General features: G+C 59.9%; 21 protein-coding genes. 9 read left to right on the forward strand and 12 right to left on the reverse strand.

What is annotated here, in order from left to right:
• Window positions 1-130 precede the first annotated feature (130 nt).
• A complete protein-coding gene (locus EB231_RS29685; RefSeq protein WP_172351953.1) occupies window positions 131-1,450 on the forward strand; it encodes a hypothetical protein in 1,320 nt (439 codons plus the stop codon).
• 34 nt (window positions 1,451-1,484) lie between these two features.
• Here EB231_RS29685 and EB231_RS29690 read toward each other — a convergent pair whose 3' ends face one another.
• The 4 genes from EB231_RS29690 to EB231_RS29705 all read right to left on the reverse strand — a co-directional run bounded on the left by EB231_RS29690 (window position 1,485) and on the right by EB231_RS29705 (window position 7,705).
• The gene (locus EB231_RS29690; protein ID WP_172351955.1) at window positions 1,485-2,141 is read right to left on the reverse strand and encodes a hypothetical protein; all 657 of its coding nucleotides are present in this window, start codon (window positions 2,139-2,141) and stop codon (window positions 1,485-1,487) included.
• Between the two features lie 101 nt (window positions 2,142-2,242).
• Window positions 2,243-5,509 (reverse strand): error-prone DNA polymerase, encoded by a 3,267-nt coding sequence (locus tag EB231_RS29695; protein WP_172351957.1) that lies wholly within the window; start codon window positions 5,507-5,509, stop codon window positions 2,243-2,245.
• The gene (locus EB231_RS29700) at window positions 5,506-7,029 is read right to left on the reverse strand and encodes a DUF6504 family protein (protein WP_172351958.1); all 1,524 of its coding nucleotides are present in this window, start codon (window positions 7,027-7,029) and stop codon (window positions 5,506-5,508) included. The genes EB231_RS29695 and EB231_RS29700 overlap by 4 nt, the downstream gene beginning before the upstream one ends.
• Window positions 6,941-7,705, reverse strand: a complete 765-nt coding sequence (locus EB231_RS29705; RefSeq protein ID WP_172351960.1) for an ImuA family protein — start codon at window positions 7,703-7,705, stop codon at window positions 6,941-6,943. Before EB231_RS29705 ends, EB231_RS29700 begins: the two co-directional genes overlap by 89 nt.
• A gap of 565 nt (window positions 7,706-8,270) precedes the next feature.
• Here EB231_RS29705 and EB231_RS29710 point away from each other — a divergent pair.
• The 4 genes from EB231_RS29710 to EB231_RS29725 all read left to right on the forward strand — a co-directional run bounded on the left by EB231_RS29710 (window position 8,271) and on the right by EB231_RS29725 (window position 9,855).
• Window positions 8,271-9,026 carry a hypothetical protein gene (locus EB231_RS29710; protein ID WP_172351962.1) on the forward strand — a complete coding sequence of 252 codons (756 nt, stop codon included), beginning with the start codon at window positions 8,271-8,273 and terminating at the stop codon, window positions 9,024-9,026.
• A gap of 115 nt (window positions 9,027-9,141) precedes the next feature.
• Window positions 9,142-9,339 (forward strand): hypothetical protein, encoded by a 198-nt coding sequence (locus EB231_RS29715; protein ID WP_172351964.1) that lies wholly within the window; start codon window positions 9,142-9,144, stop codon window positions 9,337-9,339.
• A complete protein-coding gene (locus EB231_RS29720) occupies window positions 9,340-9,600 on the forward strand; it encodes a hypothetical protein (protein ID WP_172351965.1) in 261 nt (86 codons plus the stop codon).
• Window positions 9,601-9,603: 3 nt separating this feature from the next.
• The gene (locus EB231_RS29725; RefSeq protein WP_172351967.1) at window positions 9,604-9,855 is read left to right on the forward strand and encodes a hypothetical protein; all 252 of its coding nucleotides are present in this window, start codon (window positions 9,604-9,606) and stop codon (window positions 9,853-9,855) included.
• Window positions 9,856-9,863: 8 nt separating this feature from the next.
• Here the strand turns inward: EB231_RS29725 and EB231_RS29730 are convergent, their stop codons facing one another.
• The 6 genes from EB231_RS29730 to EB231_RS29755 form a co-directional block, all read right to left on the reverse strand.
• Window positions 9,864-10,091, reverse strand: a complete 228-nt coding sequence (locus tag EB231_RS29730; protein ID WP_172351969.1) for a hypothetical protein — start codon at window positions 10,089-10,091, stop codon at window positions 9,864-9,866.
• Entirely contained in the window at window positions 10,078-10,344 is a 267-nt protein-coding gene (locus EB231_RS29735) for a DUF982 domain-containing protein (protein WP_172351970.1), read from the reverse strand. Before EB231_RS29735 ends, EB231_RS29730 begins: the two co-directional genes overlap by 14 nt.
• Before the next feature lie 378 nt (window positions 10,345-10,722).
• Window positions 10,723-12,240, reverse strand: a complete 1,518-nt coding sequence (locus tag EB231_RS29740; protein WP_172351971.1) for a FadR/GntR family transcriptional regulator — start codon at window positions 12,238-12,240, stop codon at window positions 10,723-10,725.
• Window positions 12,241-12,548: 308 nt separating this feature from the next.
• Window positions 12,549-13,355: an enoyl-CoA hydratase/isomerase family protein gene (locus tag EB231_RS29745; RefSeq protein WP_172351973.1), complete on the reverse strand. Its 807-nt coding sequence runs from the start codon at window positions 13,353-13,355 to the stop codon at window positions 12,549-12,551.
• Window positions 13,352-14,455, reverse strand: coding sequence for an acyl-CoA dehydrogenase family protein (locus tag EB231_RS29750; protein WP_172351975.1), 1,104 nt, complete (start codon window positions 14,453-14,455; stop codon window positions 13,352-13,354). Before EB231_RS29750 ends, EB231_RS29745 begins: the two co-directional genes overlap by 4 nt.
• The gene (locus EB231_RS29755; RefSeq protein WP_172351977.1) at window positions 14,452-15,636 is read right to left on the reverse strand and encodes an acyl-CoA dehydrogenase family protein; all 1,185 of its coding nucleotides are present in this window, start codon (window positions 15,634-15,636) and stop codon (window positions 14,452-14,454) included. Before EB231_RS29755 ends, EB231_RS29750 begins: the two co-directional genes overlap by 4 nt.
• 369 nt (window positions 15,637-16,005) lie before the next feature.
• On the opposite strand from EB231_RS29755, the gene EB231_RS29760 reads away from it, so the two are divergent.
• From EB231_RS29760 to EB231_RS29775, 4 genes are all read left to right on the forward strand, one after another.
• Window positions 16,006-16,443 carry a PaaI family thioesterase gene (locus EB231_RS29760; RefSeq protein WP_172351978.1) on the forward strand — a complete coding sequence of 146 codons (438 nt, stop codon included), beginning with the start codon at window positions 16,006-16,008 and terminating at the stop codon, window positions 16,441-16,443.
• A complete protein-coding gene (locus tag EB231_RS29765) occupies window positions 16,440-17,303 on the forward strand; it encodes an SDR family NAD(P)-dependent oxidoreductase (RefSeq protein WP_246740765.1) in 864 nt (287 codons plus the stop codon). Before EB231_RS29760 ends, EB231_RS29765 begins: the two co-directional genes overlap by 4 nt.
• Window positions 17,304-17,353: 50 nt before the next feature.
• On the forward strand, window positions 17,354-18,502 hold the full coding sequence (locus EB231_RS29770; protein ID WP_172351980.1) for an amidohydrolase: 1,149 nt from the start codon (window positions 17,354-17,356) through the stop codon (window positions 18,500-18,502).
• A 352-nt stretch (window positions 18,503-18,854) separates the two neighbouring features.
• Entirely contained in the window at window positions 18,855-19,082 is a 228-nt protein-coding gene (locus EB231_RS29775) for a helix-turn-helix transcriptional regulator (protein ID WP_445299331.1), read from the forward strand.
• Here the strand turns inward: EB231_RS29775 and EB231_RS29780 are convergent.
• Window positions 19,045-20,301, reverse strand: a complete 1,257-nt coding sequence (locus tag EB231_RS29780) for a tyrosine-type recombinase/integrase (RefSeq protein ID WP_172351984.1) — start codon at window positions 20,299-20,301, stop codon at window positions 19,045-19,047. The two genes, EB231_RS29775 and EB231_RS29780, sit on opposite strands and share 38 nt — an antisense overlap.
• A gap of 293 nt (window positions 20,302-20,594) precedes the next feature.
• The gene (gene guaA, locus EB231_RS29785; RefSeq protein WP_056565210.1) at window positions 20,595-22,157 is read right to left on the reverse strand and encodes a glutamine-hydrolyzing GMP synthase; all 1,563 of its coding nucleotides are present in this window, start codon (window positions 22,155-22,157) and stop codon (window positions 20,595-20,597) included.
• Window positions 22,158-22,172 lie beyond the last annotated feature (15 nt).

A 22,172-nucleotide genomic window follows, 5' to 3' on the forward strand; every position in this document is an offset into this window, starting at 1 on the left:
GCGGATCAATGAACACCGTTGCCCCTAGCCCTTTCGGTGAATCGCCGTTGTTTCACAACTGAATGCCTCGACACGGACTGTAGACAATTGTTATCCAGCTGTGTTGAAGCAGAGGGGAGACACGACACGCATGTCAGATTTCGTGAGGGCGTGGATGGCCGAACGAAGGGAAAGCCGCTTCCCCAACGTCGTAACCATGGCCTTTTTCTCTCCTCATTCCCAAATGGTTACTTTGGAACAATACAGCCGCACGGACTTGCCCAAAGCGCTCCTGGCCAACGACCACCGCAAGGCCGCGGAGATTTTGGCGACCATAAGTCACGAACTCACGCATTGGGCTGACCTAGTGGGGACCATTTGGGGACGCACTTTTATGAAACGCGTCTATCAAGCCTTCAGGCTGCTTCCCACACCGGAGAAACCACCCTCGGAGGTGGATTTCCCTTCGTTCGTGGATCTTCACGACGAAGCGCGCCGCATGACGTTTCCGAAATATTATCAGACCGTAGTGGAAGCCAACCAGCCTCATAGCGCCGCGCACCCCTGGCAAATCGGCTTCTCGGCCGGCCAGGAGATCGACCCCTTAGGCAGATTGGATCCGACCAAACCTATCCTATTCGTTCGCTTCCTCGACCATAAAACCGGCGCTCTCCTTATACGCCAACCGCTGACCGTCGGTGCTCTCCTAGAAACAACGGCGGTAGCGTCCGAGTATTCGGTTGTCCGTACTTATCTCGAGGCCAAGGTGCCCGAAAACCAAAGGACGGCTATGGGCGACGACGTAACGAAGGACGCTCTTTCCAGACTATACGCACCGAGTCTGACCCTGTACTCCGCACCGGTCCACCTGTTTGCGCACTACGCCGGCATCAAGGACGCTGCTTTAGCGTATCGGCAAGCCGCCACCATCGCCCACATTTGTCTCAACCTCTGTGACGACCATTTTGAGGGCATCAAACTGCCTGAGAGCATGGCTCTGTGGGCGAACCTGTACCCAGCCTTTAAACAGAGGGGCGACCGCGCATTTGCGTTCGCGGTGATCTGTTCCAATCTTGAGGTATGGCAGGATGGTATTGACGAGACCAACTGGATCGATAGAGCGCTCATTCGCGCGGGTCTCCCGGATCGTCAATCGATCATAGAGCAGGCAACAGAAGTGATCGCGATGCATCAGCCCGGAGGAAACGGAACTCCCTTTGACGAGGCTGAACGCTACATGCTTGAGCTAGGCCTACTGGCCGCGAGGGGTCGATCCAACAACCCGGCGTTTAGCCCGATGCACGCTCAATCTTATATGGGCGTGGTTCCGCCAATGTTCGATTCGGAGGGTGAAATCTATCTGTTCCCGAACGACAAATTCGAACTTACAAGATTCGTGCCTGAGGCTATGATCGAATTGGACTGGGCTCTGTACGGATATACCCGCAACCTTCTTTCGGGTTGTCGCTAAGCGTGCTGAGGGTCGCGGGACACGCTCTGACGAATTACGAGACGTACTCCATCGGACCTAAGCCGAAGGGAACGCTTTCAATAGCCCGAAAGCCACCGTCGAAGTGCTCGATAGCCTTCCAGGCTAGCAACGATGCTAGCAATGCCGAAATCTCGTTGCTGTTCTGGCCTTTGACGTAACCGTAGGAGTCGACCAGGACACGTCCTGCATCGGCGAGATCCTGCTCGGAGACTTTTCCCTTAACAACTGAGATTTGGTTCATGTGGTGAAGCAGCGCCGCCTCCCCGTAGCCGATGGGCTGCGCATATGCTCGCAACCAAGCCAGCGCGATGGCTAGCAGAAAGCTGGGAAACGTTGACGGCCATGTTGCGACGAGCACGGGAAGAGCGGTCATGGTAATTGCCGGCATAGAGGCGAAAGGATCCCGCGTCAGATTGGAAAGTTTGAGAGAATAGGCGAGTTGCCGGCGCTTTCGCACCAGCACCATTCCCAGAACTCCTTCGCGGCGAGGCGAGATGATCTCAGAAGGAGCTTCCTGCCAACGACTATCGGCGGTGTCGCTGAGCGCGTTGATCGCACCGTCGAGCTCAGAATCGGTCAGCTTGGTCAACGGTGAGAGCGAAGGGACTTCATCCAGTAATGCCCTGATCGACAAGAGCTCAGTCGACGTCAGCGATTGCGCGTTCTTCATGGTGCTCCACTATCCTTGTTCGTGCCTTGAGTTGGGGCGCTCTGAGCCGCCGCGTGACGCACCCACCAACTATGGCATTTACCGTTTGGGGGCTCCAGCACCTACTTGAAATCCCGCGTCTTTACCTTGATCTGGTCGATGTGCAGATAGGGATCGATGATGTCGCGCGGCCTTGGTCCTTTCGGCAGCCCGCGCGGGTCAGGCGTCGGGCTGCCGTGATGAAATTCATCACCGCGCCCATGCGGCAGCGGGAAGGCAGTATCCCGATCGCCAACGCTGGCGAGATCGGCCGAAAGATCGCTCAGCCGATGCGCAACGAGATGCACCACGTCGCCTTCCCTTTGGATACGCCCGTAAACGCCGATCATGCCCGCGGAGAGCACCACCCTGCGGTACTTTTCAAACACCTTGACCCAAACGACCAGATTGGCGATGCCGGTCTCATCCTCCAGCGTGATGAACATGACGCCCTTGGCCGAGCCGGGTCGCTGCCGGACCAGCACGAGGCCTGCTGCCTCCAGCCATTGACCATCACGCGCCTGCATGGCCTCGCGGCACGAGACGATGCGCTTGCGGTGCAGGTCGGCACGCAGAAAGGACACAGGGTGATCGCGCAAGGTCAGCCCGACATGGCCGTAATCTTCAACGACCTCGCCGCCTGATGTCATGGCCCGCAATGCCACGACCGGCTCCTGGATTTCCGGCACCGTTTGCTGCTCGCGAGCCGAGGCCGCCGCAAACAGCGGCAGCGGCTCGTCGCGCAGCGCCTTGATCGCCCACAGTGCCTCACGCCTCTCCAGCGATAGGGAGGGTTGGAACGCGTCGGCCTGGGCGAGCTCAACCAGAGAGGCCGCGGGCACGCCGGCGCGATGCCAAAGGTCATCCACCGACGCAAAGGGCTGGTCGGCACGGATGGTGACGATCGTTGCCGCGTCGACATTGGCTAGGCCACGGACCATGCGCATGCCAAGACGCACGGCGAACCGGTCCCCGTCCTCAGTGGGCTCAAGCGTGCAGTCCCAGCGCGAGGTGTTCACGCAGACCGGGCGCACCTCAACACCATGGTCGCGGGCGTCACGAACGATCTGCGCTGGGGCGTAAAAGCCCATCGGCTGGGCGTTGAGGAGAGCGGCGCAGAAGACATCTGGGTGATGGCATTTCAGCCAGGACGAGGCGTAGGCGATCAGGGCGAAGCTCGCGGCATGGCTTTCGGGAAAGCCATAGCTGCCGAAGCCCTCGAGCTGCTTGAAGGTCTTTTCGGCAAACTCGCGCTCATAGCCGTTCTTGACCATGCCGCCGACCAGCTTAGCGCCGAAGCTGGACACGCCGCCAGTATGCTTGAAGGTTGCCATGGCACGGCGCAGCTGATCGGCCTCGCCCGGCGTGAAGCCCGCGCATTCGATCGCCACCCGCATCGCCTGTTCCTGGAACAGCGGCACACCAAGCGTTTTTCCGAGCACTTTTTCCAACTCAGGCTTGGGATAAACGACGTCTTCCTTGCCCTCGCGCCGGCGCAGATAGGGGTGCACCATGTCGCCCTGGATCGGTCCTGGCCGCACGATCGCCACCTCTATGACCAGGTCGTAGAAAGTCCGCGGCTTGATGCGCGGCAGCATCGACATCTGGGCGCGGGATTCGATCTGGAAGGTACCGAGCGTATCGGCCTTGCGGATCATCGCATAGGTGCGCGGATCCTCGGCCGGGATTGTTGCGAGATCGAGCGTGATGCCCTTGTGCTGCGCCAGCAGATCGAAGCCGCGTTTCATGCAGGACAGCATGCCGAGCGCCAGCACGTCGACCTTCATGAACTTCAGCGCGTCGATATCATCCTTGTCCCATTCGATGACCTGACGATCCTCCATCGCGGCGGGCTCGATCGGCACCAGATCATCGAGCCTGTCGCGGGTCAGCACGAAACCGCCGGGGTGCTGCGACAAATGCCGCGGCGCGCCGATCAGCTGCCTGGCCAGATCGAGCGCCAGCCGCAGGCGGCGGTCGCCGAGATTGAGGTTCAGCTCCTCGGCATGTTTCGGCTGAACGCCTTCGTCCGACCAGCCCCAGACTTGCGACGACAACATCTTGATGAGGTCTTCGGGCAGACCCAGAGCCTTGCCGACATCACGCAGGGCGCCTTTCGAGCGATAACGGATGACGGTTGAGCACAGTGCTGCATGCTCACGGCCGTAGGTGTCGAACACCCATTGCATGACGATTTCGCGCCGCTCATGTTCGAAATCGACGTCGATGTCTGGCGGCTCGCGACGCTCTTCCGAGACAAAGCGCTCGAACAGAAGATCATTGCGGTCGGGGTCGATCGAGGTGATGCCCAGCACATAGCAGACGGCGCTGTTGGCGGCCGAGCCCCTGCCCTGACACAGAATGTCCTGGCTGCGGGCAAAGCGTACGATCGAATTCACCGTCAGAAAATACGGCGCGTATTGCAGCTTCTCAATGAGCTGCAATTCATGCTTGAGCGTGGCGATAACCTTGTCGGGCACCCCTTCGGGAAAACGCTCCTCGGCACCTTCCCAGGTCAGCTTCTCCAGCGCCTGCTGTGGCGTCAGGCCTGGCAGCATGCGCTCCTCGGGATATTGATAGGCGAGTTCATCGAGCGAGAACCGGCAGCGCTGAGCGATTTCGAGAGTACGGGCGAGCGCTTCGGGGTAGCGACCAAAAAGCCGTGCCATTTCATCTGATGGTTTCAGGTAACGATCGGCATGTCGCTCGCGCCGAAAACCGGCATTGTCGATCGTGACATTGTGCCGGATGCAGGTGACGACATCTTGCAGGATGCGCCGTGACGGTTCATGGAACAGTACATCGTTGGTAACGACCGTCGGCACGCCGGCCTGTCCGGCAAGGTTGGACAGGGCGTGCAGCCGCAACGCGTCATTGGGACGGCGGCGCAGCGTCAGCGCCATGTAAGCCCGATCGCCAAATGCCTCGCTCAGCCGCCGCAGCCAAAGGGAACATGTATCGTCGGCCTGGTCAGGAACGAACACCGCAACGAAGCCCTCGCCATAAGCGACGACGTCTGCCCAATGCAGCACGCATTTCGCCTTGCCGCCCCGTTTCTTGCCCAAAGACAGCAAGCGGCAAAGCCGCGAGTAGGCCGCACGATCGGTCGGATAGACCAGGATGGAAATCTCTTCGGCCAAATCCAGCCGGCAGCCGACGATCAGCCTGACGCCGGTCGCCTTCGCCGCCTCGTGCGCCCGGACAATGCCAGTCAGGCTGTTGCGGTCACAGATGGCAAGTGCGGGCATGTCCATGATCGCGGCCTGCGCAAACAATTCCTCGCAGGAGCTGGCGCCGCGCAGAAAAGAAAAATGCGAGGTGCATTGCAGTTCGATATAGGACGCGGTCATCCAAAGATGCCGTGCAGGAACCAGCGATGCGAACCGGTCGCGGCATCCTCGCCGTCGCCGGCGCGAAAAATCCAGAACCGCTCGCCGGCTTCATCCTCAACCTGGAAGTAGTCACGCACGGCGGCAAGCTCGGCGTCACGTTTCCACCACTCGCCGAACACCCGCTCGGGACCATCGGCACGCTTCACTCTTCGACGAATACCTCTCCAGGTAAAACTGGCCGGCGGATGATCGGGCAGCAGCGCTATCGCCTCGATCCGTTCCGGCATAGCGAACAAGCGGGCCGGGCGTGGCCAATGGTCCGGCCATGCCTCGCCCGTTTCCACCGAGGCCGGCGCTACGCGCCGCAATGAGCGCTCCGGCACGTCGCTGGCAACCGGAGTAAACCGATAGAGCTTTTCCTCGCCGACACGATTGCCGAGTATGTCGATCAGGTCCGAGATGTCAGCGTCGCGTTGCTCGAGGAGCGATGAAATGGTTTGCCGGGGTGTCAGCGGTTCGGCCAGGGGTGCCGACAAGCGCAACAGCTCGATGCCGAAGCCCGGATCGACCGTCTCGATCTTGTCGCAGAGCAACCGGGTCAGCCGTTTCACATCGCGGACCGGCAAGGCAGTGCCGACGCGAATGGCTTCGACGCGGTTGTCGACGCGGTAAAGCAGCAGGTCGAGCCGGCGGGCGCCAAGGCCCTTGGTCTCCAGTTCGGCACACAGCACCTGAACAAGCTTGCCGACATAGCGGGCGATCGTCTCGGCCGCGCCGATGGGCTCACCAAAGGCACGTTTGACCTCGACCACATCGGCTGGCCGCACTGGCTCTATCGGATCGGCGAGGCGGCCAGTGGCCTGGTCAAGGCGACGGCCGAGTTCCGGCCCGAAGCGCAGGGTGAGCGGTGCGCGGGGCTGCTTCAGAAGCTCACCCACCCTGTCGAAACCCAAAACCCGAAGACCGCTGACGATCGCATCGGGCAACCGCAGTGCCGCGATGGGCAGAGGCAGGATCGCATCGCAGGTTGCGTTGGCGGCGACCACGCTGACGGTCTGCCTGACGTATCGCGCAACGGCGTGAGCGGCACCCCAGCTATCCGCAATGGCTGCCCGCGCCAGGAAGCCGACCTGGCCGAGGCGTTCGACCATATCGACCAGCATCAAGCGTTCGCCGCCATGAAGGTGATCGGCGCCGGTGGTGTCCATGACCAATCCGTCCGGAGGATCCACAGCGACGATCGGCGCGTAGCGCCGCAATGCCCACAAAGCCAGCCGTTCCAATGCCTCCGCGTCGGCCTCGGGTTCGGCATCCATGACCGCCAGCCCCTGCACGAGGGCCTGTGCTTTCGTCGCCGGCATTCCGACGCGCAAGCCGGCCTCCAGTGCCACGCGGTCGGCTGCAACCACCAAACGGCGGTTGCCGTGCCGCCCGACAAGCACCAAGGGCCTATCCGGTGGCGGCGAGACGTCGCCCAATTTCCTTCTGAGCCGGTCGGTCGACCAGCTTGGAAGGAAGAGCGAGACGACCCTTTGCATCACAAGCCTCCACTTCGATATCGAGTGTTTCGCCTCCACGAGACCGGATCAGTTCAAGTTGCCATCGCGCCCGGCCAATACCCGGCACGGGCAGCGGCCGCGACGGCAGGACAGAAACCCGCCAGCGGGTGACAGACGCCGTCGGCTGCCCGAAATCGGCAGCTTCGGTCTGGCGGCGCCAGCGGCGGATGGCGATGCCCATCGCGCCCGAGCCTTCCGATGCAAGCTGCAAACGTCGCGACGCTGTCATCGACAGCCGGGCAACCTCGGCAACCACAGCCCCAAGCCCCACGTGCCTCAGACCTTCCTCGAAGCAGGCGAGCAAGGATTTGTCGTCACCGGCTTCGACATAAATCACCCGGTCGGGGTGCAGTCCGACCTGGGCGATTGCCGGCGCAAACAGATCCTGGCGCGTCACGCACCACAGCACCTTGCCTTGCGTCCTGGCTGCAATTCCTGCCGCGAAAAGCGACGCGGCAGCACCATCGATCGCGCCATTGCCGCCACCGGCAACCTCATGCAGAGCACCAAGCGCCACACCGCCCCCGGGCAGGTGGCTGTCGATAGAGGAAATGCCGAAAGGAAGCACCGCTCTTTCGCGCGTATTGCCGCCTTCGAGCCGCGCAATGCGATTTCGAAGATCGGAAATGGCAGCGTTTGACGCCGATGCACTCATCTGTCCCCTGAACGCGAAAAGCTTGCGGTATGTTCCTCATTTGTTCTCTTCCTAATAAAGAGTCAATGGCATGTGAGGTGGCGTTGCGGAAGAAACGTTTGGCGCGAACGCTGCCTCGGGACACCGATAGAGTCGTTTGCCGACAGGACGATACGGTCGAAGGCCACTATGCCGCTCTGGACGTCGCGCCGGCGACTGCCGGCGCCCAAAGGAAAGACGGCGCATAAACCGCAGTCCTGCGCGCGTCCGCAATGCGGACATTGTCGCGCGCGGGACGGAGGAAATTCGCCCCCGCCGCGGGCGGTTAACAGGACAGCCGTAGGAGCGTCAGCATAGCGCCGGCCGCAGGACGGGACGCGGGACCGACTGTCCCCGTCCGCGGTGGTCCGCGTGTAGCATCGGCCCATGAATGCAGTTGCCTTGGGAACCTGGGACGAAGTGCCGATCATTGTCTGCTGGCTACCGTATTGAAAAAACAGACCTTATTCCACTGTTGCCAAGAGCCTATTGACTCCAATGTTCTTATTTTGTTCACTGTCGATACGATTGGCACAGGAGGCGAACCATGGAACTTCGCTTGAGCATTGAAGGTGCAACGCCCGAGGAACTGGCACGCGGTGTCGCGGCAGCCGAAGCAGTCTTCGCCCGAGCCGGCATTACGGCTTTGCAAGGCGCGGAAGGTTTGTTCGCGTTGGAAGGGTGGGATATCAAAGGCTTTCCGGAAGACGACCAGCCAACTGAGGACGAGGACCGAGCCGCTACAGTCTGGATGGAAGCCGACGAGGCTGCGACGACTGCATGTTGTGCGGGCTGGCCGGAGGACAAAGTTCCGCGCCATCAGATCATGGAACTGATCGACGTTCCCCGAACGAAATTGCAAGCGGAGGCGCTTCCAGACACCTGGCCGGAGCGCAAGAACCTCTATCCTGACGTGGTCAAACGGCTAGAGGTTACGGCTGGTCCGGACCGCCAGATCGATTTCGATATTGCCTTCGTTCTTGGTTGGGTGCCCGAGCGGCCAACGCTGGATCGGGTCGAGCCGCTTTCGGAAGATGGCGACCGTATCCCCTTCTTCACCAGCGACCTTGCCCAGGTTGAAGAAATGGCTCGCAAGGCGCTCAAGGACTGGACGATCGAGATTGACCGGGACCCCTATGATGCCCACGTTTTCGACCCGGCAGCCAGGGAAGACGGTGACGAATTGCGCATGGCGGCGTGGCGCGATTTCGACGGCTCCCTGCTTATGGAGAAGCCGCCTGCAAATCCTGCAATCGCACTGACCCTGGCGATGATGCGCGGCCAGTCGATGCATTTCGAATAGTGGTGAACGGGTTACACGGCCGCTATCGTCTATCGATGCGTGATTGGCCACTCCAGTCGCACGGCCAGATGGCCGAAAGGCTGACGAGGCCACACCACGTCTGAGGAGAAAGACCATGTCAGAAAAACCACCCTATATGCCGACCGGCATTGGAATGGGCATGATGAGCGACGACGAGACCAAGGTCGGCGTTCTGATATTCGAAACTGCGGAAGGTAACTTCGACTTCGCCGTTAATCTGCAGGCAGTCGATGTCCTCGCCAAGGCAATCAATAAGATCGAGATGCATCTCCGCTCCGGCAGGACGCACTGAGTGTCCGACGATGTGGCAGATCAAAAAAAGCCGAAGCTGATCGTTGTCGTGGCGTTCGACCGTGGCGAGGACGGCGACCTGTTCACCGCATACGGCCCGACCGACCAGCAAAGCGAGGACCGTGCGATCCGCACGGCAAAGGCGCTGGCTTCAAATCACGTCGGTGTCATAGCATGGAGTCGCGACGCCGACCCGGCGCTTGGCGACTACGGGCAGCCAACAGTGCTGTTCACCAATGGCGACGTGCCGGACATGGAGTGAAGAATGATCGATCCACCCAGGTACCTGGATGACCATGACTACGCAGATCGCGCCCTAGACTGCCAGGAGGCCATGGAGCCCGGCTTTCAGGCAATCATCGATTGCATGTTGGAAGTGGGCTGGACCCGGAGTGAGACTTTGCGCGCGCTGAAGCGACTCATTGCCGCCGACAACATGACCCAGAAAGAGAATGCTAAGATGGAAGCCGATCTCGCGATCGCTCGTGCTTTGGTACGCGCCGGCAAGCCGCTTTAGGCTGCCGGCTAAAGTTTGCGGACCCCAGCTTCATCGACCTCCGCTTCCATCTGATCGCCGACCGGCTCGGCCTTGACGGCACCCTGGATGGACTCGCCATCGAAGCCTTGCAACCAGGCGTCGGCATATTCCTTCCAGAACTCAGGCACGACGCGTTCCCTTCCGTCCTTGCGCGCTTGTACCCCATAGAGCCAGGCATATCCGACGCGCTCCTGATCCCTCTTAGCCACGGCCATAGTCGTCCTCGCGCAAGATGTCGGCGTCAGCCGCGGCCTTAACGAACGCCGCCCTTGCCACGCTGGCTTCTTTGATCCCGTCCAAGACCGCCAGGCAGGCCTTTCGAGCGGCCACATGGCTTTTCCCGGCCACTGCCGGCCAACGATTGAGAAGCACATCGGCCGCCTGCGCCACGCGTTCAACCTTGTAAATAATGTTGCCGGACCGGCCTAACGCGACCGAAACGGGCATGTCGAAACGCTTGTCTTGCATCATGCCACCCAGAGCTACTCGAACCCGATTCAAGTATCGGCGCGCGATTCAGTTCCGGCGTGGCATTCCGGAATGCCGCCCGCGCTGTTGGCGACGGCCGCCACCCTGATCGCGAAAGCGCTGCAGACCTTCTCATTCACCTCTTTAGGGTCCCACCATGGCTGCATCCGCCATCGCCCGGTCGGCGAGATTTGTCAGCAGGGAGGATCGGTGGAGGGACGATCCGGAACGTTTTGGTTCATCCATTCGTATGGAGAGTTGATGCGGCGAGCACTCCATTGAACCATGGGACCGACAGCGGATTCAGATTTGTCACCGAACGCCGAGATTCTAGTTCTCATCTCGTCGTCGCGGCTCGCAATGCAGAACTTCGATGACCTAATGAGTTGCGGATGGCGCGACACGCTGGAGAATCTGAAAGAAACCGTCAACGTGCGCGCGCATCGAGCGGTCGGCCAAATCGCCGTTGCCACCGATGATCGCCGCGGCGACAGCCGCATGCTCGTCGCGCGTCAGGTCATCTGGCCGGCGATAAACAGTGGGGTCGAGAACCGTCGCTTTGAAGTAACTCAGCAGCATGGTTCGAAGCGTTTCGGATACGAAAAGATTCAAAGCGTTTCCGCCGATGCGTGCAATACTCAGGTGGAACTGCATGTCGAGGTCCGTAAGGCGCCGGCGGTCCTCGGTTGGGCGTTGCATCTCCAGCAGAAGCCTACGCAACTTCTTCTTGTCTTCGTCCTTGCCATGGTTCGCTGCCCGTCGGGCCGACCAGGATTCCAGCTGCACCCTGATCTGACTTATGATGGCAAGTTCCCGCACGTTGCGGGCTGATTCACTTTTTGACGGCAGTGCAATCGCCGCCACCATCGCGGGGCTGCGGGGCCGGGTGTTGGGCGTCAGGATCGCTTGGGCTTTGAGTCTGTTCAACGCCTCCTGGATCGTCGTCCGGCTCACGCCGAAAAGGTCAGACAAGCGTCTTTCGCTAAGTGTCTCGTCATTAACCTCCAACTGACCGGTCGCAATCATTTTCCCAATCTCGTGAGCGACACTATCGCTCAAATTCAGGGGCTGCGTCGTCGTCAGGTATTGAAGGAGTTCCTCCTCCTCGTTTTGGTTCAGGATGTCCTGCTGCCTGGTTTGATTCCGCACGGCGAATCCACTCAGCCAGTCACTTCTTTCGCGCATGCTTTGTCGCGCCCCCTGTCGATCGGCAGCGAACACATGTTGCAGCAACGTCTCTTCAATCGCCTCCAGTTTCATGCTTTCGGAACCCGAGAGCACGAAGAATTGTGCATCGCCAAACAGGGCTGCTAGCCCCCTGCGGAGGCTGTGGACGAGCAATTGGAGGGTACGGCTGCCGGAAAGTGCTGCTAGCTTGCTGCGAAGTTCGAACTCCCGGGAGGGACTGAGCGCCCTCGACTTCGACAGCGTCGCGCCGCCTATCGCGTCAGCGACTTCCGCTTCACCCCCGGCCTCCAGCGCATAGTCGATCAGCACCTCATCGAAGTAGCTGCAGAATTGCGAAACCTGGCTCAGGTTGTCCCGGTTGGCAGCAAGCAAATTCGAAAGCAATTCGACGCTGTCGGTTACGTTCGTGCCGGAGCCGCGGACGGTCGTCACATAGCCCTGGCTTTTCAGCTGTGTGAGCGCGTAGCGAACGCAAATCCTGCTCAGCGAGGTCGCTCGGGCCAAGCGCCTTTCTGCCGGAAGGGGAGCACCCAATGGCAGCCGCCCCATAGCGATGGCGCTCATCATATTCACCGCCAAGCCGTCGGACAGTGTTGGCTTTTTCTGTATTTGCATTCGAACCTGGCTAAGCCGGCCGATTTCGGAAAGCTCAATCGAGCAGAACGTATTGCCGCGGAGCAGTGCGAGCTGCAATGCCAGGCCCTGCATGTTGTCCTCCGTTGAAAAACCTAGCCCAACAGCAAATCCACAGGCATGGTTCGTACTGCGGCGTGCTTCCTCCAATTCCTTCCTAGAGCAACCGCAGGGGGCAGGAAAGTGCAACCCGCTTTCGCAAGGGGCCTGGCTGGACTGGTCACAGGACCAATTCAGCAATGTCGGGCACGATGGCCAAAGGCACATCAATCGGATTGGCACCCATGCGCTACACGAATCACACAGGTATCAAGCCAATACTTTTGGGGGGTGCGCTGTCGTCGCTGCAAAGGCAAAATCGGAGCTGAAGCTCGACCCTGTTCTTATCGACCTGTGAACACAGGTTTGCGCTTTTCCCTGAATGCCGAGACCGCTTCCTGGTGATCGGCAGTCAGGTTCGACAGCGCCTCGTACGCAAGGCTGGCGTCCATCACGCCATGGACAACCCGTTTCAGTTCTATGTTGGTCGCTACCTTCGACCAACGGATCGCTTTCGTTGCCCCGTTGAGAAGCTTGCGCACGTACTCGTCCACTTTCTCATCAAGGGATTCGGCTGGAACGGCGTAGTTGATAAGCCCCATTTCGGCTGCCTTTTGCGCCGGAATGAGTTCGCCGCTCATCAAATATTCCTTTGCCCTGACATGGCCTATGAGCTGCGGCCAGATGGCGGGACCGCCATCCCCAGCGACAAAACCGACCGAGACGTGAGGATCTCCAATCTTTGCTTTTTCAGATGCGAAGATTACATCGCAGCTGAGAGCGATCGTCGCGCCGAGCCCTGTGGCGTGGCCGTTCATTTTGGCAATGAGCGGCTTCTCCAGCTCGAGCATCGAAAATATGATCCTCTTGGCCTCCCGGCCTGTTTTCTCGAACATGTCGGGATTGTCGATCATGTCCTGCATCCAGTTGATATCGCCTCCCGCGCAAAAGCCGCGGCCCGCACCCGTCAAAACGACGACGTCGCTGCTAAGATCGCAGTTGATCTCGTAGAAGACGTCCGCGAGCTCTTCGTGCATCAACGCGTCCGTGGCATTCAGCGACTCCGGCCGGTTCATGATCACCGTCAAAAGCCGGCCATGGCGCTCGATCTTTAATGTTTCATAGCGTTCTTCGAGCGGGATCTTCTTCATGCCTTTGCCTTCTCTATGGATTTCGGTTGCGCAGTCAAAAGCGTGTGCAGCCGGGACGCATGGTGGTCGACGTTGCCGAAAAGAGCTGCGGTCACGAGCAGCTTTTTGTAGACGTGGCCTATTCGATATTCGTCAGTCATCCCGATGCCGCCGCTTACCTGGACGCATCGTGCGGCCGCCCTGACCCCCTGTCTTGAGGTATAGGTCTTGAGAGCCGATGCGGCGCGCGGCCTTTCCGGCGCATCTGAGTCAAGGGCAGCCGCGGCCCAGATAAGCAGGGATCGGATCTGTGCGATCTCGCAGAAGCTTTCGGCCATCATGTGTTGGATGGCCTGAAACGAAGATAGCGTAGCGTTGAACTGGACGCGTTGGTTGAGATACTCGACGGTCAGGCTCAAGCCGGCATCAAGCGCCCCCAAAGCTTCCGCACATGCACCAATCGTTGCCCGGTCTGACAGGCTCGCGGCAAGGCGTGAGGCTTCTATGGACCGGATGACCGTGCGATGCGCAGGAAGGCGCCACCGGTCAAACGTGATGACGCTCGCGGCACGCCCATCGATGAGGCGTGTATCGCGTCGGTAGCCGCTGTCGCTCGGGTCAACAATGATCACCGCTGCTTCAGAAGGATTCGGTGAACTGGCCGGGACGATCCAGTGCGTGGCTATGTCCACACCGAGTGCCAGACCGCTGCTTCCGTCAAGGCGGCCATCGGAAGAGAGTGTGATTGTGTCTTGCGGAATATAGGCAAATCGTACATCGCCTGTAGCAAGACCATTGCCGAGCTCGGTTGCAATGTCTGCCGGCATCTTGGAAAGCACTGGCGGCGCGAGAAGGATGTTTGCAAGCAGGGGTGCATCGTGGAGCACCCGCCCGGCTTCCTCGAGGATTGCCAGACACTGGACACTATCGCCACCAGCACCATTGAGAGTGGCTGGTAGACCCAGCGCAAACCACCCAAGGTCTGCGCAAGTGCGCCATGTCTTGATCAGGTCTGAGGTTCGCGTCCGATCTGCTGCCCACTTGTAGTCTTCTTCGAGAAAACGACGAGTCGCATCGCGCAGCAACGCATCTTCCGCCCGGGCCTGTTCGGAGCGCCTCATGATTGCATCCCAAGGATGTTGCGCGCGATGAGATTCTTCTGAATCTCGTTCGCGCCGGCATAGATGGTGACAACGCGACGATAGAGATGGCGTTCAATCCAGCCAGTGGCTTCCTGCGAGGCGGCATCATCTCCGAATGGCGTCAGGCAAATACCCTGCTCACCTAGCATCTCCATCGCCAACTCACTGATTTGCTGCTGCAGTTCAGAGCCAATCACCTTGACAATCGATGCTTCCGGTCCTGGTTCGCGCTGTTCGGCCTGATCCGAAAGCACCCTCAGTATCGTGACCTCCAGGGCATTCAATTGAGCCTCCAGAGCCGAGAAGCGTGATCCGAGGACAGGATCGCTCAGGAGCGGACTTCCAAGCGCGTCGAGGGTCCGTCTTGCCAGGTCCACCAGCCTGTCGAATTCACGCCGAGACCGGTGAACTTGGGCGTTGTTGGTGCGTTCGTGGCTGAGAAGAAACTTGGCATAGCCCCATCCCCGATCCACCTCGCCTATCAGGGCATCCTCGGGAAGGAACACCGAATCCAGAAATGTCGTGTTGACCGAATGGCAACCGTCAATGGTCATGACCGGCTGCATTGAAACCCCATCAGCCTTCATGTCCACCACGAACAAAGACAGTCCGGCCTGGGGCTTGACGCCCGGATTTGTACGGGCCAGGCAAATCATGTAGTCGGCGATGTGACCTTCCGTCGTCCAGGCTTTCGAGCCGTTCAGAATGTAACCCCCATCGACCTTCCTGGCAGTTGTCCGAACTTTGGCGAGATCCGAACCTGCCTCGGTCTCGCTATAACCCTGACACCAGAAAGCCCGCCCCGAAATGATCCCGGGAAGGAAGCGGCTCTTTTGATCGGCGGTTCCAAAGGTGTAGATCGTCGGCCCAACGAGATACATCCCGAACACGCTTAGGGGTGGCGCATCGGCCTGGGCGCATTCGGACTCAAACAGATAACGCTGGAGTGGTGTCCAGTCCTGCCCGCCATACTCTGAAGGCCAGTGGGGCACGCTCCATCCCCGTTCATGCAAGATGTGGTGCCAGCGCGCCACATCTGCCCGCGACAGGTGGATGCTTTGACGGGTTTTTTCGGCCAGCTCGCCGGGCAGATTGGTCCGGATGAAATTCCGGACCTCGTCACGGAAGGCCCATTCTTCGTCGTTGAAGAAAACCCTCATACTGCCTCTCCACCAACTGGGCTTCCGCCGAAGGGTCACCCGACCGGTTCGGCGGCACATGTCGAGACCTCCTACTGCAAGGCCGCTCGCGAGAAGCTGCTGCAAGCGATCGGTCTCGCTTTCGCCGCTAGGAAGCGAAGCCGACGCGATATTGCAACGTGGTCGATGGCCTCCCCGTGTAACCAATCGGTTCCGCCATGCCGGGCTGCGGCCAGCAAGGAGTTGTTGGAGCGAACAGTCAGACTGGTCTTATGGACCGCCCATCAGGCGCCTTGAAATGTCACCGCGTATTCGCCTTGTGTGATTCAAGGAGTTGGCGCCGATGCCATTGCCTCGAGACTCCTTCACCGGCCCAAATTTGATTCAGTCATGAACCACCGCGACAGCCCGCCACCCGGTTTCGTCCCGGCACCTTTGGACGAGGGATTCACCAATCTGATTGGCCAGCTGTACGCCAGGAAAGGCGTCGACGGCATCCATGTGATCGCGTTTCGGGTTAGCGAACGCCACCTGAATCTCCATCGGTCCGCGCATGGAGGGATGCTCGCGGCGCTCGCTGATGTGGCGATAGGAATGAACATCATGCGGGGGGCTGAGAAGGTAGCGGCTGCCGCAACCCTCAACCTCTCCATCAACTTTATTGGTGGCTGCAGTAGCGGGGATTGGGTCGAAGCGTATGCGCATTTTAGCAAAATCGAAGGCCGCGTCCGCTTCGGACGATGCCTGATTCAGGTAGGCGATCGAGCAATCGCGGAGGCGCATGCAACCTTCTACGCAATGGCCGATCACACGCGGCAATCAGCATGACGCGGGCTTTGCAACCGACGAACCGGTTACTCGCCAACGCATTGAAACGACAACGTGAGGATTGTGGGATCATGTATCCAGAATTGAACGAACGAGTTGCGATTATCACGGGCGGCGCAAGCGGCATTGGTTGGGCTGCCGCTCGCAGGCTGGCCGCCGAGGGTGCAAGGGTGGTGATCGTCGACCTGGACAGAGGTCGGGTGGACACACGCGTCCGCGAGCTGACAGGCAACCATATCGGTCTTGTTGGCGACGTTTCCGACGAACCAGACGTATCCCGCTTCGTGGAAGCGACGTTGGACCATTTTGGCCGACTGGATGTTCTCATAAACAGCGCAGGCAAGTCGGATTCGTTTCGGGCCACTGTCGACCAAGATGTCGGTGATTTCCGCCGCTTGGTCGATGTTCATCTGACGGGTACGTACATGATGAGCAAGGTCGCGGCCAAAGCGATGTTTACAAACGGCGCGGCTGGCTCAGTCATCAATGTGAGTTCGATTGCCGGAATTGTGGGGCTCGTTCCGCGGACCGCATATAGCGCTGCCAAGGCAGCGATCAGCATGATGACTCGAACCATGGGTTGCGAATGGGTGGCCAGCGGCGTCCGCGTCAACGCGGTTGCACCCGGGTATGTACTGACACCACTCGTTCAGGAGCTCATCGATGCCGGCAAGGTAGACGCGGAGCGGATTTGTCGCCGAACCCCCGCTGGCCGGTTCGGAACGAGCGAGGAGATTGCAAACGCGATGGCATTCTTGGCCTCGGACCAATCCGCGTTCATCACAGGAGTGACCTTGCCCGTCGATGGCGGATACATGTCCTGGGGCACGCCGGCCGACGCCTTCGCCGGAGAACTCTGAAGAGGACGCGGCAACGTGTCTGACCTTGTCTGACGGAAAGTGATCCTTCAATGTTTCTGACGAACCAAGACATGATCGACCTGATCGATTTCCGCCACGAGCTTCATCGCCACCCCGAGCTCTCCGGCGAGGAGCGGGACACGGCACGACGAGTCCTCACATTCCTTGCTCCGATGAAGCCGGATCGCGTCATATCCGGTCTTGGCGGCCACGGCATTGCCGCGATTTTTGAAGGCGCGAAAAAGGGGAGAACATTGTTGTTCCGCTCGGAACTCGACGCCTTGCCGATCGAGGAACTGACAGCCGTCCCCTATCGCTCGACAACTCCCGGGAAGGCTCATCTTTGTGGCCACGACGGGCACACCGCGGCGCTCGCCGCATTGGGCCGTGGGCTTGCCCGGCAAAGACCAGCCAGCGGGCGGGTAGTCCTCATGTTCCAGCCGGCCGAGGAGAATGGGGCGGGTGCCGCTGCGGTCATTGCGGACCCGCGCTTTGGCGAAATTTCTCCCGACCTGTGTTTTTCATTCCACAACATGCCCGGCATTCCGCTCGGCAAGGTCGCTCTTGCAGAAGGCCCCGCAAATTGTGCGTCTCGGGGCATGAAGATCGTACTCGACGGCAAGACCGCGCACGCCTCTTCACCCGAACATGGGACATCACCAATGAGGGCGGTGGCGTTGATGATGTCGGCGCTAACTGGCCTCGGCGTTGCTCTGCCGCCAGCACCGCACTTTGCCATGGCGACGGTGACCCATGCGACAATGGGTGAGCCCACCTTCGGGGTAGCACCCGGTCATGCGGAGATCTGGGTTACGCTGCGAACCCTTACCGACGACCGGATGGTACGGCTTTGCGGGGATGCGGAGGCATTGGCCCGAGATATTGCAGAAAAGCAGAAACTCATCTTGTCGATCTCATACGCCGATATTTTTTCACACTGCGAAAACGCGCCGGAAGCCGTAGAACATCTTGGGCGTGCGCTCGACGCCGAGGGCATCTCCCATGATCGTGGCGACCTGCCTATGCGAGGCTCGGAGGACTTCGGGCGCTTCGGCGCTATCGCTCCGGCTGCCATGTTTCTGCTTGGAGCGGGAGAGAATGTCCCGAGCCTCCACAACCCTGACTACGAGTTTCCCGACACCCTCATCGAAACCGGCGCTCGCATCTTTATGCGGGTTGTCCGAGACGTGTTGGGCTGATCGAGTAGGTCAACTTCAAAAGAACCTGCCCCCTTAGTTGAACTCGCCCAATTCAGGCGGCTCTTCGACCCACAGGGCGGCGACGCCGCATCCATACAACCTGGCCGGTCGCCACGTATGTCGCGTCCCCGTGGCGCGTGTTCCTGCGTGCAATTGAAAAGCGCCACACTGAAACGCGTTGGACTTGTCCTTCCTACAGGTCGAAACCGCCGATTACACGACGCCCGAACTGAGGCTCTTTCCAATCGAAAACAATCGCCTTCAATCTCGGAGCACGGCTCAGGAGTACGAGATGACCCGATCGAATGAAGAACCACTGAAACGCACAATCCGCAGGCATCAGCTGCGTGAAATGGTGCCGCTTGCAGACAGTACGATTTACGAAATGGAACAGCGTGGCGAATTTCCGCGACGCTTCGCCTTGACCCCAAGATGCGTTGTTTGGGATCTGGGCGAGATTCAAGCATGGTTGGCTGCGCGCCGCGCAAAACCAATTCTCCGCGCCCCCAAACCGGACGTTAAGCAGCGCCGAACCCGGCCGCTCAGAGAGCCGGATCAGGCTCCAGGAGCGGCATCATAGGCGGGATAAGCGTCGGAACGAACTTCTTGCCGCCGACCCAGGCATCGATGATGTCTGACCATTCCTGCATCATGTGGCGGCGCTGCATTTCATATTCGGCCTTGTTGTAGACACCACGCGACGACCGGCCATCCTCGTGGGCCAGGCATTTCTCGATCCAATCGCTGTTGAAGCCAAGTTCATTCAACAGGGTCGAGCCCGTTCGCCGCAGGTCGTGAACCGTAAACGGCTCCAGAGGCAGTCCGTTCGCCTTCGCCCGTTCAACGACTGCGTAAGTGATCCGATTAAATGTAGCGCGCGACATCGGGGCGTCCGCATCGTACCGCGATGGAAGAAGGTATCTGGAATTTCCCGCACAGGTCTTCAAGGCAATCATGATGTCGAGCGCTTGGCGTGACAGGTAGACGTTGTGTGCCTTCGACCGCTTCATGCGTTCCTTCGGGATCGTCCAGACCGCATTTTCAAAATCGACTTCGTCCCACACCGCCTCCTGCAGCTCGCTCTTGCGCACCATAGTGAGCAGATAAAGCCGCATTCCCAAACGGATCGTAGGAAGTGTGGGGATGTACTCTAGCTGCTTCAGCATTACGCGAATTTCGGAAGGTGAGAGCGAGCGGTCCTTTGGCACGAAAGTCGCAATTGATGCGGGTCCGACTTCATCAGCAGGGTTGGCGACTTTCTCTCCATGCAGGATAGCAAAGCCGTAAATCTGTTTCACGATATCTCGTACGTGAATGGCTGTCGCGGGAGCACCACGTTCGACGATGCTGCCACAGAGGACCCTTAGGTCGTCCGGGGTAATTTCCGGCAGGAGGCGATTGCGCCAGACCGGAAGAAGCTCCCGTTCAAAAATGGCGCGTCGCATGGCGCGCGTGCTATCAGCCATCGCCGCGGCTGTGAGCCATTTTTCCCCGAACTCGCCAAAACTCTTCGCCTCTTTCAGGCGGCGCTTGTCGCGCTGCTTCTCGATTGCCGGCGACCGTCCCTCGCCAATGACGCGCTTCGCGTCGAGACATTTCTCTCGAGCCAATGAAAGCGATATCCCGTCGCGCCCATACCTGCCTAGATAGACCGTCTCGCGGCGCCCGTTAAGCCTGTAATCCAGCCGAAACGAGATCGCGCCGCTGGGCATGACGCGGACATACATGCCATCACGGTCCACAATTTTGTAGACTTTCTCCTTTGGTTTCAGCGCCTTAAGGGCGGCGTCCGTCAACATACCCATTGCCTCCTGAAAAGTACCGTCAGTACAATTTCGAGGCTCGGCGGCAGAAAATTCCTCTTTTATTCAATGCCTTAAGGCACAAAAAAGTACCGTCACGAGCCTCATTAGCTCCGACGGTACTTCGAAAAATTCGGGTGGGCAATATGCGGAAGGTCCGTCAAGCGGTCCGTCAAAGCCAATCTCTGCGTACCGATTGTCGCTGATTGTCCCGGAAAGGATTTATTTTTATTTTCAGTACGTTACGTCGCAGATCGGCGTATTTTCGGCGGCGTTTGAGTAGGCGTGAATCATTCCCACTCGATCGTACCAGGCGGCTTCGACGTCACGTCGTAGACGACGCGGTTGATGCCGCGGACCTCGTTGATGATGCGCGTGGCGGCGGCGCCCAGGAAGGCCATGTCATAGTGATAGAAGTCCGCCGTCATGCCGTCGACCGAGGTGACGGCGCGCAGCGCGCAGACGAATTCGTAGGTGCGGCCGTCGCCCATCACGCCGACGGTCTGCACCGGCAGCAGCACGGCAAAGGCCTGCCAGATGGCATCGTAGAGGCCAGCCTTGCGGATCTCGTCGAGATAGATGGCGTCGGCTTCGCGCAGGATCTCGAGCTTTTCGCGCGTGATGCCGCCCGGGCAACGGATGGCAAGGCCCGGACCCGGGAACGGATGGCGGCCGATGAAGCTCTCGGGCAGGCCGAGTTCCTTGCCGAGCGCCCTCACCTCGTCCTTGAACAGTTCGCGCAGCGGCTCGACCAGCTTCATGTTCATGCGCTCGGGCAGGCCGCCGACATTGTGGTGCGACTTGATGGTCACCGACGGACCACCGGTGAAGGAGACGCTTTCGATGACGTCGGGATAGAGCGTGCCTTGCGCCAGGAAGTCGGCGCCGCCAAGTTTCTTGGCCTCTTCCTCGAATACTTCGATGAACAGCCGGCCGATGGTCTTGCGCTTCTTCTCGGGGTCGACCTCGCCTTCCAGCGCCGAGATGAATTTTTCCGAGGCATCGACCAGGATCAGCGGCAGATTGTAGTGTTGGCGGAACATCGCCACCACGCCTGCCGCCTCGTCCTTGCGCATCAGGCCGTGGTCGACGAGTATGCAGGTGAGCTGGTCGCCGACCGCTTCGTGGATCAGCAGCGCCGCGACCGAGGAGTCCACGCCGCCCGACAGCGCGCAGATGACCTTGCCCTTGCCAACCTGCTTGCGGATCGCCTCGACCGCGTGCTCGCGGTAGGCGCGCATCGTCCAGTCGCCCTCGATGCCGGCGATGTTATGGACGAAGTTCCTGAGCAGCCTCGCGCCGTCGGGCGTATGCACCACCTCGGGATGGAACATGATGCCGTACATGCGGCGCTCGACATTGCCGAAGATGGCGAAGGGCGAACTTTCCGACTTGCCGAAGACCTGAAAACCCGGCGGCAGGGCGATGACGCGGTCGCCATGGCTCATCCAGACCTGATGCCGCTGGCCCGTCGCCCACAGGCCCTCGAACAGCGGGCTGTCCTTCTCGATCTCGACGAAGGCGCGGCCGAATTCGCGATGGTTGGAGCTTTCGGCGACACCGCCCATCTGCACGCACATCGCCATCTGGCCGTAGCAGATGCCAAGCACCGGCACGCCGGCATCGAAGACGATCTGCGGCGCGCGCGGGCTGCCGATATCCGATGTCGAGGCCGGACCGCCGGACAGGATCACGGCTTTGGGATTGATGCGCTTGAACGCGGCTTCGGCCGACTGGAACGGCACGATCTCGGAAAACACGCCGGCCTCGCGGATGCGGCGGGCGATGAGCTGCGTAAACTGGCTGCCGAAATCGACAATCAGGACGGTGTCGGGGTGATTGGCTGTTGTCATGGCGAGCGTTTAGAG

The sequence above is a fragment of the Mesorhizobium sp. NZP2298 genome (genome assembly GCF_013170825.1).
In the GTDB taxonomy this organism is placed as follows: domain Bacteria; phylum Pseudomonadota; class Alphaproteobacteria; order Rhizobiales; family Rhizobiaceae; genus Mesorhizobium.

Excerpts from the sequence above, each read along its gene's own strand:
- EB231_RS29730 (WP_172351969.1), bottom strand. The coding sequence starts at position 10,091 with ATGGCCGTGGCTAAGAGGGATCAGGAGCGCGTCGGATATGCCTGGCTC.
- EB231_RS29690 (WP_172351955.1), bottom strand. The coding sequence starts at position 2,141 with ATGAAGAACGCGCAATCGCTGACGTCGACTGAGCTCTTGTCGATCAGG.
- EB231_RS29770 (WP_172351980.1), top strand. The coding sequence starts at position 17,354 with ATGTTTCTGACGAACCAAGACATGATCGACCTGATCGATTTCCGCCAC.
- guaA (WP_056565210.1), bottom strand. The coding sequence starts at position 22,157 with ATGACAACAGCCAATCACCCCGACACCGTCCTGATTGTCGATTTCGGC.
- EB231_RS29780 (WP_172351984.1), bottom strand. The coding sequence starts at position 20,301 with ATGTTGACGGACGCCGCCCTTAAGGCGCTGAAACCAAAGGAGAAAGTC.
- EB231_RS29735 (WP_172351970.1), bottom strand. The coding sequence starts at position 10,344 with ATGCAAGACAAGCGTTTCGACATGCCCGTTTCGGTCGCGTTAGGCCGG.
- EB231_RS29705 (WP_172351960.1), bottom strand. The coding sequence starts at position 7,705 with ATGAGTGCATCGGCGTCAAACGCTGCCATTTCCGATCTTCGAAATCGC.
- EB231_RS29685 (WP_172351953.1), top strand. The coding sequence starts at position 131 with ATGTCAGATTTCGTGAGGGCGTGGATGGCCGAACGAAGGGAAAGCCGC.
- EB231_RS29700 (WP_172351958.1), bottom strand. The coding sequence starts at position 7,029 with ATGCAAAGGGTCGTCTCGCTCTTCCTTCCAAGCTGGTCGACCGACCGG.
- EB231_RS29755 (WP_172351977.1), bottom strand. The coding sequence starts at position 15,636 with ATGAGGGTTTTCTTCAACGACGAAGAATGGGCCTTCCGTGACGAGGTC.
- EB231_RS29750 (WP_172351975.1), bottom strand. The coding sequence starts at position 14,455 with ATGAGGCGCTCCGAACAGGCCCGGGCGGAAGATGCGTTGCTGCGCGAT.
- EB231_RS29710 (WP_172351962.1), top strand. The coding sequence starts at position 8,271 with ATGGAACTTCGCTTGAGCATTGAAGGTGCAACGCCCGAGGAACTGGCA.
- EB231_RS29765 (WP_246740765.1), top strand. The coding sequence starts at position 16,440 with ATGACGCGGGCTTTGCAACCGACGAACCGGTTACTCGCCAACGCATTG.
- EB231_RS29740 (WP_172351971.1), bottom strand. The coding sequence starts at position 12,240 with ATGCAGGGCCTGGCATTGCAGCTCGCACTGCTCCGCGGCAATACGTTC.
- EB231_RS29725 (WP_172351967.1), top strand. The coding sequence starts at position 9,604 with ATGATCGATCCACCCAGGTACCTGGATGACCATGACTACGCAGATCGC.
- EB231_RS29695 (WP_172351957.1), bottom strand. The coding sequence starts at position 5,509 with ATGACCGCGTCCTATATCGAACTGCAATGCACCTCGCATTTTTCTTTT.
- EB231_RS29760 (WP_172351978.1), top strand. The coding sequence starts at position 16,006 with ATGAACCACCGCGACAGCCCGCCACCCGGTTTCGTCCCGGCACCTTTG.
- EB231_RS29775 (WP_445299331.1), top strand. The coding sequence starts at position 18,855 with ATGGTGCCGCTTGCAGACAGTACGATTTACGAAATGGAACAGCGTGGC.
- EB231_RS29745 (WP_172351973.1), bottom strand. The coding sequence starts at position 13,355 with ATGAAGAAGATCCCGCTCGAAGAACGCTATGAAACATTAAAGATCGAG.
- EB231_RS29715 (WP_172351964.1), top strand. The coding sequence starts at position 9,142 with ATGTCAGAAAAACCACCCTATATGCCGACCGGCATTGGAATGGGCATG.